13 protein-coding genes and 1 pseudogene are annotated in these 12,739 nt (G+C 65.1%); 8 read left to right on the top strand and 6 right to left on the bottom strand.

Annotated features, from left to right (window positions below):
* The first annotated feature begins 169 nt into the window (after positions 1–169).
* The 5 genes from OKW35_RS04170 (at position 170) to OKW35_RS04190 (ending at position 4,853) form a co-directional block, all read left to right on the top strand.
* On the top strand, positions 170–496 hold the full coding sequence (locus OKW35_RS04170) for a hypothetical protein (protein ID WP_429551299.1): 327 nt from the start codon (positions 170–172) through the stop codon (positions 494–496).
* 306 nt (positions 497–802) lie between these two features.
* Positions 803–2,095: a DNA (cytosine-5-)-methyltransferase gene (dcm, locus tag OKW35_RS04175; RefSeq protein ID WP_429551300.1), complete on the top strand. Its 1,293-nt coding sequence runs from the start codon at positions 803–805 to the stop codon at positions 2,093–2,095.
* Between the two features lie 30 nt (positions 2,096–2,125).
* Positions 2,126–2,572 (top strand): very short patch repair endonuclease, encoded by a 447-nt coding sequence (locus tag OKW35_RS04180; protein ID WP_184045730.1) that lies wholly within the window; start codon positions 2,126–2,128, stop codon positions 2,570–2,572.
* Positions 2,573–2,813: 241 nt separating this feature from the next.
* A complete protein-coding gene (locus OKW35_RS04185; protein WP_018419796.1) occupies positions 2,814–3,317 on the top strand; it encodes a YbhB/YbcL family Raf kinase inhibitor-like protein in 504 nt (167 codons plus the stop codon).
* 117 nt (positions 3,318–3,434) lie between these two features.
* On the top strand, positions 3,435–4,853 hold the full coding sequence (locus OKW35_RS04190) for an MFS transporter (RefSeq protein ID WP_429551301.1): 1,419 nt from the start codon (positions 3,435–3,437) through the stop codon (positions 4,851–4,853).
* A gap of 156 nt (positions 4,854–5,009) precedes the next feature.
* Here OKW35_RS04190 and otsA read toward each other — a convergent pair whose 3' ends face one another.
* The 6 genes and pseudogenes from otsA to OKW35_RS04220 all read right to left on the bottom strand — a co-directional run bounded on the left by otsA (position 5,010) and on the right by OKW35_RS04220 (position 9,776).
* Entirely contained in the window at positions 5,010–6,437 is a 1,428-nt protein-coding gene (gene otsA / locus OKW35_RS04195) for an alpha,alpha-trehalose-phosphate synthase (UDP-forming) (protein ID WP_090803575.1), read from the bottom strand.
* A gap of 234 nt (positions 6,438–6,671) precedes the next feature.
* The gene (locus OKW35_RS04200; protein WP_429335943.1) at positions 6,672–6,884 is read right to left on the bottom strand and encodes a hypothetical protein; all 213 of its coding nucleotides are present in this window, start codon (positions 6,882–6,884) and stop codon (positions 6,672–6,674) included.
* Positions 6,885–7,098: 214 nt separating this feature from the next.
* Positions 7,099–7,356 (bottom strand): annotated as a pseudogene (locus OKW35_RS04205) (hypothetical protein); the annotation flags it as partial.
* A 122-nt stretch (positions 7,357–7,478) separates the two neighbouring features.
* Positions 7,479–8,879, bottom strand: a complete 1,401-nt coding sequence (locus OKW35_RS04210; RefSeq protein WP_090803573.1) for a sigma-54-dependent transcriptional regulator — start codon at positions 8,877–8,879, stop codon at positions 7,479–7,481.
* Between the two features lie 269 nt (positions 8,880–9,148).
* A complete protein-coding gene (locus OKW35_RS04215) occupies positions 9,149–9,400 on the bottom strand; it encodes a hypothetical protein (RefSeq protein WP_090805625.1) in 252 nt (83 codons plus the stop codon).
* A 58-nt stretch (positions 9,401–9,458) separates the two neighbouring features.
* The gene (locus OKW35_RS04220) at positions 9,459–9,776 is read right to left on the bottom strand and encodes a DUF883 family protein (RefSeq protein ID WP_184059523.1); all 318 of its coding nucleotides are present in this window, start codon (positions 9,774–9,776) and stop codon (positions 9,459–9,461) included.
* 398 nt (positions 9,777–10,174) lie between these two features.
* On the opposite strand from OKW35_RS04220, the gene OKW35_RS04225 reads away from it, so the two are divergent.
* From OKW35_RS04225 to OKW35_RS04235, 3 genes are all read left to right on the top strand, one after another.
* Positions 10,175–11,233: a sigma-54 interaction domain-containing protein gene (locus OKW35_RS04225; protein WP_429551302.1), complete on the top strand. Its 1,059-nt coding sequence runs from the start codon at positions 10,175–10,177 to the stop codon at positions 11,231–11,233.
* Positions 11,234–11,572: 339 nt separating this feature from the next.
* Entirely contained in the window at positions 11,573–12,151 is a 579-nt protein-coding gene (locus tag OKW35_RS04230) for a hypothetical protein (RefSeq protein ID WP_184059527.1), read from the top strand.
* A complete protein-coding gene (locus OKW35_RS04235; RefSeq protein WP_090803568.1) occupies positions 12,148–12,684 on the top strand; it encodes a hypothetical protein in 537 nt (178 codons plus the stop codon). The genes OKW35_RS04230 and OKW35_RS04235 overlap by 4 nt, the downstream gene beginning before the upstream one ends.
* The last annotated feature ends 55 nt before the right edge of the window (positions 12,685–12,739 follow it).

Below are 12,739 nucleotides of genomic sequence, written 5' to 3' on the forward strand. Positions count from 1 at the left end.
CGGCGCGGTATCGCGCCGGTGTGTGGGAAGCAGCAACGGCTGTTCCCGGGAGCTGCTGCGCGCGCCGGGCCGCGACACCGACGAACGCCGACGCGCGATCGGGCAAATTTTTTATCAAAAGGCCTAAAGTCTCGCCGCGCACCGCCGTAAATGCGCTCAGGGAGGAGTCATGGACCGCACGGAGACTACGATTTCGGGATCATCGCAAGCTGCGTTGATCGATCACGACATCGCGCACATCGCGCGGGTGATGCACGTATCGCTGCGCGGCGATTTCGGCGGTCCGATCCTGCCAGCCACCTATTGGCGCAAACGACTGACCGCGCTGGTCGACGGCGGCCAGCTTTCTACCGCCCAATTGGACAAAGTCGATAGCCTGCTGCTGCAACTCGATCGGCTGGCCTCGACGCCGCTGCCCGAATGGGAACGCTTCGCGCCCGCGCCGACCTCGCGATTCGAGCCGGCTGGCCCGGTGAAGAAGGTGAAGTCGGCCTGACCGCATCCGCATCCGCCCCACCCGCTGCACCCGCACGCGTGGCGCCAAGCCGGCCCGCGGCTCGTCTTGCGCGCCGCAAAAAAAGCGGCCGGGCACGAGGTCGCGGCCGCCAACACACGTCGCAACGCCGGAAACCAGCGTCACGGGACAAGCGTCTATCCGCATTCGTCACCGGCATGTTTCGCCGCAGACAAACGCAGCGGCGCGACGTATCGCGAAAAATTCCTGATCAATCGGCGCCGACAATAGGGAAAGGGGACGACCTTAGGTCATAATGTCCGCAAAAATTCCCAGCAAGGACGCCACGTGACCCTCGCCGCCCCGTTCGACCTGCTCAAGCAGGCGCGCGCCCGTTTCACCCAACGCGAAATCGCAGCCCATGTCGGCAAGGACATCAAGACAGTGCGTCGCTGGGAAAAAGGTGAAACGCCTTGTCCCGCGATGCTGGAACCCGCGTTGCGCGATCTGCTGCGGCAAGGCGCGCGTGAGGCGCAACACGCGGGCGACGCGGCGCGCTTCCGCTTCATCGATCTGTTCGCGGGTATCGGCGGCATTCGCATGGGCTTCGAGGCGCACGGCGGCGAATGCGTGTTCACCAGCGAGTGGAACGAGTTCTCGACGCGGACTTATCGCGAGAACCACGGCGACAACTCCGCGAGCGGCGGCGCGCACGCACTGATCGGCGACATCGTCACGTTTCCCGCCGAGGACGTGCCGAGCCACGACGTGCTGCTCGGCGGCTTTCCGTGCCAGCCGTTTTCGATCGCCGGCGTCAGCAAGAAAAACGCGCTTGGCCGGCCGCACGGCTTCGAATGCACGACCCAGGGCACGCTGTTTTTCGACGTCGCGCGCATCATCGCCGCGAAGCGCCCCGCCGCGTTCCTGCTCGAAAACGTAAAGAACCTGCTGTCGCACGACAAGGGCCGCACCTTCGACGTGATCCTGCAAACGCTGCGCGACGAGCTCGGCTACGAGGTGCACTACCGCGTGATCGATGGTCAGCATTTCACGCCTCAGCATCGCGAGCGCATCATCGTGGTGGGCTTTCGCGGCAAGACCGGGTTCACATGGGACGACCTGCGCCTGCCCGAACAGGGTCCGCGGCTCGGCGCGATCCTGCATCGCACGGACGGCACGGAACCGGTGCTGCCGTGGGACCATGACCGCTTCTTCGACCACACCGCGCGCCGCGTGCAGCCGAAGTACACGCTCACCCCGAAGCTGTGGGCGTATCTGCAAAACTACGCGGCCAAGCATCGTGCGGCGGGCAACGGCTTCGGTTTCGGCATGGCCTATCCGGACAGCGTGACGCGCACGCTGTCGGCGCGCTATCACAAGGACGGCTCCGAAATTCTCGTCTATCAGGGCGAGGCGCTGCGCCCGCGTCGCCTGACGCCGCGCGAATGCGCGCGACTGATGGGCTTTCCCGACACCTTCAGGATTCCGGTCAGCGATACGCAGGCCTACCGGCAGTTCGGCAATAGCGTCGTGATGCCGGTGATGCGCGAAGTGGCGCGTATCATGCTGCCGCATGTGCAAACCCTGCTTGCCCACCCGACCCGCGATGTGTCGAAACACTCCCTGCCGCTCTACGCGTGAGCGGCCGCGCGACCCGTTGGCCCGCTGACGATGGTCGATATCGTCGATAGCGCGACGCGCAGCCGGATGATGTCCGGCATTCGCGGCCGCAACACCAAGCCGGAGATCCTGATCCGCAGCCTGCTGCATCGGCGGGGCCTGCGCTTCCGGCTCGACGCGCGCGATCTGCCCGGCCGCCCCGACATCGTGCTGCCGCGCTATCGCGCGGTGGTGCTCGTGCATGGCTGCTTCTGGCATGGCCACGACTGTCATCTGTTCAAATGGCCCCAGACGCGGCCCGACTTCTGGCGCGACAAGATCGGCCGCAATCGCAGCAACGACGACAAGGTGCGCGCCGCGCTGCTCGCGAGCGGCTGGCGCGTCGCGGTCGTGTGGGAATGCGCTTTGCGGGGCGCGAATCGCGATATCGCGGGCGTGATCGAGCGGCTCGTCGCGTGGATCGGAAGCGACGCGCCGGAGTTGGAGGAACGCGGCTGAAAACCGCGCGCGACCTGCCCGGCTCGCGCGAGTCTCGCGGCCGCTGGTGCTACACTCGAAAAGCTCACCCGGCGCGCTTTCGAGATGCCTTCGAGGCACGCTTCGGCGGCGTTTTCCGGGTGCTTTCCGGCGCTTTCGCGGCACGTCCTCGCGCGCTTCGGCATGCCACGAGATGCGCCTCGCCCGCCGCGACATCGCGAACTCCGACGATCCCAGAACCAATCAACAAGGGAGGCACATCATGGCTGACTTCCGTCTCTGGTCCGACGATTTTCCCACCAACGGCTTCATGCCGAGAGCCCACGAGTACAACGACAAGGCGTTCGGCGGCGACGGCGAAAACATCTCGCCGTCGCTGCAATGGGAAGCGCCGCCCGCGGACACGCAAAGCTTCGCGCTCACCGTTCACGATCCCGACGCGCCGACCGGCAGCGGCTTCTGGCATTGGGTCGTGGTGAACATTCCGGCCGACGCGCGCTCGCTGCCGCGCAACGCCGGCAAGGCCGACGGCTCGCTGTTGCCGCAGGGCGCGATGCAGGTGCGCAACGACTATGGGACGGTCGGCTTCGGCGGCGCCGCGCCGCCGCGCGGCGATCGCACGCATCGCTATATCTTCCGGCTGCATGCGCTGAAAGTGCCGCATCTGCCGGTCAGCGCGGAAACCACCAACGCGGTCGCGCGCTTCATGACGCACCTGAACGAAATCGATTCGACGACCCACACGGGCCTTTACGAACTCAAATAACGCACGCGCGGCGCCGGCGCCCGGTAACGCCGGCGCCGCGCCGACCGATACGCCCGCAGCGGCCAGCGCGTGAGCCGCGCACAGGCGCGCCAACATCTCCGACAAATCAAACAATCGATGCACGCACCCTCCCCGCGCACGGACGGCTCGACGTCCTCCACTTCCCGCTTCGAAGGCAAGGAACTGGGCCTACCGGTCCCACAACGCTACTGGGCGATGCTCGTCATCGCGCTCTCGCTGACGCTCGCGGTGCTCGACAGCGCGATCGCCAACGTCGCGCTGCCGACGATCGCGCGCAACCTCAATGCGAGCGCCGCCGCGTCGATCTGGGTCGTCAACGCGTATCAGCTTGCGATCACGATCTCGCTGCTGCCGCTCGCGTCGCTCGGCGACCGCATCGGCTACCGGCGCATTTATCTGTCGGGCCTGATCCTGTTCACGGTCGCGTCGTTCGGTTGCGCGCTGTCGAACTCGCTGGCGACGCTCGCGTTCGCGCGAGTGATCCAGGGCTTCGGCGCGGCCGGCATCATGAGCGTGAACACCGCGATCGTGCGCATGATCTATCCGCCCAACCAGCTCGGGCGCGGCGTCTCGATCAACGCGATGGTGGTGGCGGTGTCGTCGGCGGTCGGGCCGACGGTCGCCTCGGGCGTGCTCGCGATCGCGAGCTGGCCGTGGCTGTTCGCGATCAACGTGCCGATCGGGATCGCGGCGATCGTCGGCGGCTTCAAGGCGCTGCCGATGAACCCCGGCCACGAATCCCCGTACGACTATCTGAGCGCGGTGATGAACGCGTTCGTGTTCGGCCTGCTGATTTTCGCGGTCGATGGCCTCGGCCACGGCGAGCGTTTCGGCTACGTGACGCTCGAGGCGCTCGGAGCGCTGGTCATCGGCTACTTCTTCGTGCGTCGCCAGCTGACGCGGCCCGCCCCGCTGCTGCCGATCGACCTGCTGCGTATTCCGGTGTTCGCGCTGTCGATCGGCACGTCGGTCTGCTCGTTCTGCGCGCAGATGCTCGCGTTCGTGTCGCTGCCGTTCCTGCTGCAGGAAACGTTCGGCATGTCGCAGGTCGAAACGGGTCTTTTGATGACGCCGTGGCCCGCGATCATCATCATCGCGGCGCCCATTGCCGGCGTGCTGTCGGACAGGATATCGGCCGGCTGGCTCGGCGGCGTCGGGCTCGCCGCGATGACCGTCGGCCTGCTGCTGCTCGCGACGCTCGGGCCTCACCCGGACGCGCTGCAGATTTCGTGGCGCATGGCGCTGTGCGGCGCGGGCTTCGGCATCTTCCAGTCGCCGAACAATCGCACGATGCTGTCGTCCGCGCCGCGCGAACGCAGCGGCGGCGCGAGCGGCATGCTCGGCACCGCGCGCCTGACCGGGCAAACGCTCGGCGCGGCGCTGGTCGCGCTGATCTTCGGCGTCGCGCCGCAGAGCGGGACGATCATCGCGCTGTACGTGGCCGCGGGGTTCTCCGCGGTCGCGGCGGTCGTCAGCACGATGCGGGTCATGCAGAAGGCGGCGCAGCCGGCCTGAGGGCTGTGGCCGTTATGCGTGCAAGACATGCACGATAAAAAGGCGCGCATCGCACGAGGCGATGCACGCCTTTTTGCTTTGATCTTCCCTGTCACTCCATGCACGACGTGAGCGGCACACACGCGCCGCCCGCCCGCGCGGGCCGCGCCTGTCGGCTCAGGGCGATGCCGTCACGTCAGCGAGCTTTACCGCTTTGGCCGTCACCGAAGACGCGGTCGCGACGTGGCGCAGATCATCGAGCAACGTATCGCGCCACACCGACAGGTTGCTCTCGCGCATCGGCTCCATCATGTCCGCATGACGCGCCTGACGTTCGGCGAGCGGCATCGCTAATGCGCGCTCGAGCGCTTCAGCCATCTGCGACAGATCGAACGGATTGACGACGAGCGCGCCCGGCAACTGCTCGGCCGCGCCCGCGAATTGCGACAGCACGAGTACGCCCGGATCGGCCGGATCCTGCGACGCGACGTACTCCTTGGCCACCAGGTTCATGCCGTCGCGCAGCGGCGTCACATAGCCGACCTGCGACTGGCGGAAGAGCGCCATCAGCAGATTGCGCTCGTACTTGCGGTTCAGATACTGGATCGGCGTCCAGTCGAGCTGCGCGAACCGGCCGTTGATGCGGCCCGCCTCGCCCTCGAGCGTTTGCCGGATGCGCTGATAGGTCTGCACGTCGGCGCGGGTCGGCGGCGCGATCTGCACGAGCGACACGCGGCCGTGCCAGCCGGGCGCGTTCTGCAACAGCCGCTCGAATGCCTGGAAGCGCTCGACCAGCCCCTTCGAATAATCGAGCCGGTCGACGCTCATGATCAGCTTGCGCCCGCGCATGCCGTCGCGCAGGCTGCGCACCGCCTTGCGGTCGGTGAACTGCTCGGCGGTCTTCGCGATCGCGTCGGGATAGATGCCGATCGGGTACGCGCCAACCTTCAGGAAGCGGTTGTACGCGTGCACCATGCCGTCTTCGCTCGACGTGCCATGGTGACCGCGCTCGATATAGTCGACGAACGACTGGCGATCCGCTTCGGTCTGAAAGCCGATCACGTCGTAGCTGCACATCGCCTTGACGAGTTCTTCATGCGGCGGAATCGTGCGCAACACTTCGGGCACCGGAAACGGAATGTGCAGGAAGAAGCCGATCGGGTTCTTCACGCCGAGCTCACGCAGGCAGCGCGCGAACGGCAGCAGATGGTAGTCGTGCACCCAGATGATGTCGCTGGGCTTGAGCAGTTCCTTGAGCTGCTTCGCGAGCGTCGCGTTGACGCGCTGGTAGCCCGCGTAGTCCTCGCGGTCGTAGCGGGACAGGTCGTTGCGATAGTGGAAGGTCGGCCACAACGTGGTGTTCGAAAAACCGCGGTAGTACTCGTCGTAATCGCGCTTGGTGAGGCCCACAGTCGCGTAGGTGACGTTGCCCTGCTTCTCGATCACGGGCGCGGATGGCTCGCTGACCGTTTCGCCGCTCCAACCGAACCAGACGCCGCCGGTCTCCTTCAGTGCGTCCAGCACGCCGATCGCGAGCCCGCCCGCTGCCGGACGCGCTTCCTGAATCGGTGCGACACGATTCGATACCACGATCAATCTGCTCATTAGTGCTCCATTGTTTCGTTGTATGCGGAATTGCGCCAAAACGGTGCACGCAATCATCGTGCCGATATATGAGATATCGGAAACAAAGTTGTATGAAAATGTGACAAACGAGCAAATGCCCGCAATCATCACGGATGGCGAAGAAAATTTTTCTGTTAAATCCGACGAATGCGGAGGTCTTTCTTACCGGTATCCCGGGTCGCCGGGATATCCCCGCCCGGGTGCTACGCTGCCTCAGGCATCCTGCTCCGAGCCCAGATCGCGCTGGTATTCGAGGCCTTCCTGACGCACCCCGCCCTGGTTGTGCTCGCCGTCCGGCGGCGTATGCGGGGCGATCCGATTCTGCGCGGCCGGGTCCGGCGACACCACCGGCCCAGTCTCGACCTCGGCCGGCCGTGGCCCGCGCTTGGGGTGCCGCGCGGAACGTCGCAATGCGGGATGTCTCATGATCGTGCCTCCGGGGGAAGCCTGCCGCTTGTCGCGGCATCCCTACAGTCTAGGGGGCGAAACCGTAAATTGCCGGTAAAACATGCGCCGGCTTTGTAACAAGTACAGCAATGCTCTGCACCGACCCAGGGCATGACGCCTTGCAGTGCGGGATGTGGTTCCATCGAGTGCGCGACAGGGCGCCGACAATCGACGGTCGTATCAACATTGCCGCGGGTCGCGACGGACGGTCGGCGGCCTGAGGCGTTTGCGTTGGCTGCGGCGGCGGATCGCCGATCGGCGGCGTGACCGGTTCGACGGGTTCGATCGGATCGGGTGTCGGGCCGGGGATCGTGTCGGGTTCGGCCGGGTCCGGCGGCGCGATGGGAGGTGCAGTGGGCGGCTCGACCGGTTCGGGCCGATGAGCGTGCAACGGCCTGGACGGCGCGGAAACGGCAGCGTAATGCGACAGGTGCGGCGGCAGGTGCGGCATGTCGGTGACCTCGTTTTGCGTTCCACCGGAGCGCAGCAAGGCTTGTGCCGTTCGGGTGCCCGCCCGGAAGCCCGGGCGGGCGGGTACTGGGGAACCCGGATGACGTGCGAACGAGGCGCGGATCAGGCGTCCGCGCCGCCGAGTGCGCGTGATTCGTCGGTGGGATCGCCGTCGTCGCGCGCATCGTTGCCGTACTCGACGAGCCGGTTGTACAGCGTCTTCAGGCTGATGCCGAGAATTTCCGCGGCGCGCGTCTTCACGCCGCCGCATTGCTCGAGCGTCGCAAGAATCAGCTGACGGTCGGCTTCCGCGAGCGAGGTGCCGAATGGGATCGTGATCGCGGTGCCGGCCGCGGGCTTCGACAGCGTGATTTGCAACGGCACCGTTGCCGTGCTATCCGAATCCCCGCTCGACATGATGTGCGCGCGCTGCACGTAGTTCTTCAGTTCGCGCACATTGCCCGGCCACGGATACGACAGCAGCATGTCCTTCACCGCGACAGGGAAATGCTTCTTCGTGCCGTGACGCTCGTTGAGCTCATCGAGGAACGATTGCGCGAGCAGCTCGACGTCCTTGCCGCGCTCGCGCAGCGGCGGCAGGCTGATCGGAAACACGTTCAGCCGGTGGTACAGATCGAGCCGCAGCTTGCCTTCGAGCACCGCCTGCTCGGGATCGCGATTGGTGGCCGCGATCAGACGCACGTCGGTTTCGATTTCCTTGGTCGTGCCGACGCGCATGAACATGCCGGTCTCAAGCACGCGCAGCAGCTTTACCTGCAGCTCGATCGGCATCTCGGTGATTTCGTCGAGGAACAGCGTGCCGCCGTTCGCGCGCTCGAAATAGCCCTTGTGCTGCCGGTCCGCGCCGGTGAAGGAACCGCGCTCGTGGCCGAACATTTCCGATTCGATCAGATTCGGCGAAATCGCGCCGCAGTTGACCGCGAGGAACGCGTGCTTGCGGCGCAGGCTCAGCTCGTGCAGCGTCTGCGCGGCAACTTCCTTGCCGGTGCCCGATTCGCCGACGAGCATCACCGAGGCCGCCGTCGGCGCGACGCGGCTGATCTGGTCGTAGACCTCCTGCATCGCCGGCGAATTGCCGAGCATCAGACCGAAGCGGCCCATGCGGCGCAACTCGCCGCGCAGCGTGCCGATTTCCGCCTTCAGGTCGCCGGCGCGCGGCAGGCGCGACAGGATCGACTTCACGCGCTGCATGTTGATCGGCTTCACGAGGTAGTCGGCCGCGCCCATTTTCAGTGCGCTGACCGCCGACTCGACCGTCGCGTGGCCAGTGATCACGATCACTTCGACGCCGGAGCGCGGATCGAGATCTTCGAACAGATCGACCCCGCTGCCGTCGGGCAGCTTCAGGTCGGTGAAAACGACGTCCGGCATCTGCCGGATCAGTTGAATACGCGCTTCGCGCAGATCGCCCGCGGTGGCGGTGGTCAGCCCGTCTTCCCCGATGACGGCGGAAAGTGCCTCGCGGGTACCTGCGTCGTCATCGACAATGAGTACATGTGGCATCGCGTTTCGAAAGCCTGCAAGCGTGGGTCAGAAAATATGCGGAACATGCCAATGGGCATGCGGCTGGGTCCGGTCGGCTGCATGACGCGGACTCGATTGCGTTCCGTTCCGCCGACCATTTGATGAAAAATTGCAACAATAACGGCCAGATTCGCGCCAACTTCCGCGTCATTGTTGTCTATTTACCTATTATACGGCTTTATAAGATTCATTTAACAATCCCGTTCCAGGCGCCGGCGGCAGGCCGCGTTGCATTCGAGCGAACCGCGTCAGCCGCGCGGAAAGGGCCATGCGCGAGGTTCGCCGTTGACCTGCCCCGAGCCGTTGGCGCTGTGCGAGGCAGGCGCCAGCTCGGTCGACAAAGTCGCCGGCGCCGCCACCGCGCCGCCCTCGTTTTCCCAGCGGCTCAGCTCGCGCGCCGGTGAGACCTGGCCCATGCGCTTGTGTTGCACGTAGCGAACCGCCAGGAAGCCGCCGATTGCCATCAATGCGCCAAAAAAACCAATTGTGGGTCGTGTCATCATGAACTCCTTGGATCGTGATGCGGATGGATGCAGCCGTGCCAAGCGTGCGCCGCGCCTAACGCGCGACCAGCACGCCGAGCAGAAAACCGGTGCCCGCCGCGAGCGCGAGCGAGCGCCACGGGTTATGGCGCACATAGTGCTCGGCGCTGACCGCCGCCCCGCGATATCGGCGATGCACGTTGCGTTGCGCATCGCCGAGCGTCGATTGCAGCGTTTCCACGTGCGTGCCGAGCCGGTCGCGCAAGGCGCCGACGCCTTCGCCCGGCACGTTGGCGGCGAGCCGCAGCATTTCCTCCGAGTCCCTCAGCAGCACCCGAAGATCCTCGACGATCTTCTGTCCGCCGAGTGCAAGTTGTTGTGTGGTGTCAGTCATCGTTCACTCCTCGTCTGATTCGGCGTTCGTGCGTTGCCGCGGAATCGGTGCGTCGACCGGTGCAACAGTTCGGGCTTCGGGCGCACGATGCGGGTTGCCGGTTTGCGCTGGCCGGCGGCGCTGCGACGTAGCCGTCAAACCTCGCACGACTCGATCAAACGGTCAATGATGCAATGCATGTGCCCGGTATATTTACCGCTCCAGGGCGCTGATAAAGCCAATTTCGCGCACTTTCGACCGATCGCGCGCACGACTATTTCAGCGGCTGCCAGTTCGATTGCCGGAATCAGTGTCGAAGTGGTTAAATCGTCTTTTATGAGATAGTGGCTGTACGGTCTATCGCATTCAAGGCCTGCGCGCCGCAACACGAACTCCATTTGCACAGGACTTCCCTTTTTATGGCGTCAATCGATCTGGACTCGCCCACCGTGTCCGCCGGTGGCAATGCTTCGCCACAAGCGAAGCAGCGCGTCGCGGACGCCGTCGCGGGACTGAAATCGTACGGGCTGCTGTACGGCTCGTCGCCGGTAATGCTCGATCTGTACGAACAGATCGAACGCGTCGCGGATACCGACGCGACCGCGCTGATCATCGGCGAATCGGGCACCGGCAAGGAGCTGATCGCCCGCACCATCCACGAGCGCAGCGGCCGCAAGGACGGCGCGTTCGTCGCCGTGAACTGCGGCGCGATTCCCGATGAGCTGATCGAAGCCGAACTGTTCGGCCACGAAAAAGGCAGCTTCACCGGCGCGGTCCAGGGCCGCGTCGGCTACTTCGAACATGCGAACGGCGGCACGCTGTTTCTGGACGAAATCACCGAAATGGCGCCGGTGCGCCAGGTCAAGCTGCTGCGCGCGCTCGAAACCGGCACGTTCTATCGCGTCGGCGGCAACGAGTTGATCAGCGGCAACGTGCGCGTGATCGCCGCGACCAATCGCGACCCCGCGGTAGCCGTCAAGGAAAACGGCTTGCGCGAGGATCTGATGTACCGGCTCGCGGTGTTTCCGCTGCGCGCGCCGCCGCTGCGCGAGCGCGAAAACGATCGCGAACTGCTCGCGCAACACTTCCTCGCGCAATTGAATCAGCAGGAAGGCACCAACAAGAGCTTCAGCAAACGCTCGATCGAAACGCTGCGTTCATGGTCGTGGCCGGGCAACGTGCGCGAGTTGAAGAACGCCGTCTATCGCGCGTTCATTCTCGCGGAAAAGACGGTTGAATTGCCGCATCCGCATCTTGCGTCGCGAGTCAAGAAAGCGGTCACTCAAGGCGACACGATGAGCGTGTGGATCGGCACGCCGCTCGCCGACGCGCAGAAGCAGATCATTCTCGGCACCCTCAAGTACTGCGGCGGCGACAAGCGACGCGCGGCCAAAGCGCTCGGCGTGAGCCTCAAAACGCTGTACAACCGGCTGAGCGCATACGGCGACGAAAGCGGGGAAGACGAAGCCGACTCATAGGCACGGTGCAACGCGAGCCGTCCGCCGATGGCGGCGGCCAGCTGTTGCGCTGTTCGTCATGATCCTTTCGCCGCGCGTTTCGCGGCACCGAATTCACCTGCTCAACGTCTCACGCCGACGGCAAATTCACCTGATGTCCCCAATACCTGGCAGAGCCAGGTAAGCCCGCCCATGCGACAGAAAACATCGCAGCGCACGATGTTTTGCAATTTCTTGCATTTTTTCGCTGCCAATTACAAAACGCATCCTGCACAATGCGGCTGCATAATGAACGACGTGTCCTTCGTTTACACGCGCGAAGCGTGAACGCAGGCACCTGTACGGGCAGGGACGGGAGAAATGCAAAAGAACATGGTGTGGGCTGTCAACGCGAAGTCCGTTGTCGCTGGCAAACGCCCCCACGTAACGGCGCTGATCGCGCTGGCGCTGGCGGTTTCGTCGGCATTGAGCGGCTGCAGTTCGTTGTACACGGAAGGCGCGGTCGCGGGCGCCGGTGTCGCGGGCGCCGCGGTCGCCAACAAGGTCACCAGCAATGCGGCGGTCGCGACCGGTATCGGTCTTGGCGCGGTCGCCGCCGCGCGCGCCGGTGTGCAGTACTCGGAGCGCGTAGTTCACACGAATACGCAGAACAGCATCGCGCAGGCGGCCGGTCCGCTCGAGGTCGGCGCGGTCGCCCCGTGGAGCATCACCCACTCTTTCCCAATCGAAGACGACGAACACGGCCGCGTGACCGTCAGCCGTCTGATCAGCACCGGCCAGCTCGACTGCAAGGAAATCGTCTTTTCCGTCGATCAAAACGCAACGCGCGACAAGCCCGCGAGCAGCGCGTTCTACATCGCATCGGTTTGCCGTGATGGTAAGGACTGGCGTTGGGCGTCGGCCGAACCCGCCACCGAGCGCTGGGGTGCGCTGCAATGAAATTGCGTTCGCTTGGCGTTCCGATGGGTGATCGGATGCGGCTCATCGCGGCCGGCGCGCTATGCGTCGGCGCGAGCCTGCTGGCGAGCGGCTGCGCGTCGATCGGCGCGGCGAGCGGCGCGGCGGCGGGTATCGCATCGGGCCTCGTGACCAGCAATCCGGCCGTCGCGCTCGGCGTCGGCGTGGCCGTGCAGGCCGCGACCGACGAAGCGGTCGCGCGCTACATGCGCAGCATGCACAAGGATCAGCAGGATCTGATGGCGGCGCTGGTCGGCACGATGCCGGTCGGCGAAACGAAACCGTGGTCGGTCAAGCACACCTTGCCGATCGAAAACGGCCATGGCGAGGTGCGCGTGACCCGCGCGTTCAGCTCGGCGCTCGCGCTGTGCAAGGATTTCGTGTTCTCGGTGCAGGACGGTGACGGCCCGAACGCGCCCGAGAGGTGGTTCACGGCGAGCGCGTGCCAGCAGGACAAGGGTTGGAAGTGGGCGACGGCCGAGCCGGCAGTTGCACGCTGGGGCAATCTGCAATAAAAAAGCGGCGAGGTTTTCCTCGCCGCTTTTTTGTCTGAACCGCAGTCGTTTCCGC

Source organism: Paraburkholderia sp. MM5477-R1 (assembly GCF_050436385.1).
Lineage (GTDB): Bacteria > Pseudomonadota > Gammaproteobacteria > Burkholderiales > Burkholderiaceae > Paraburkholderia > Paraburkholderia tuberum.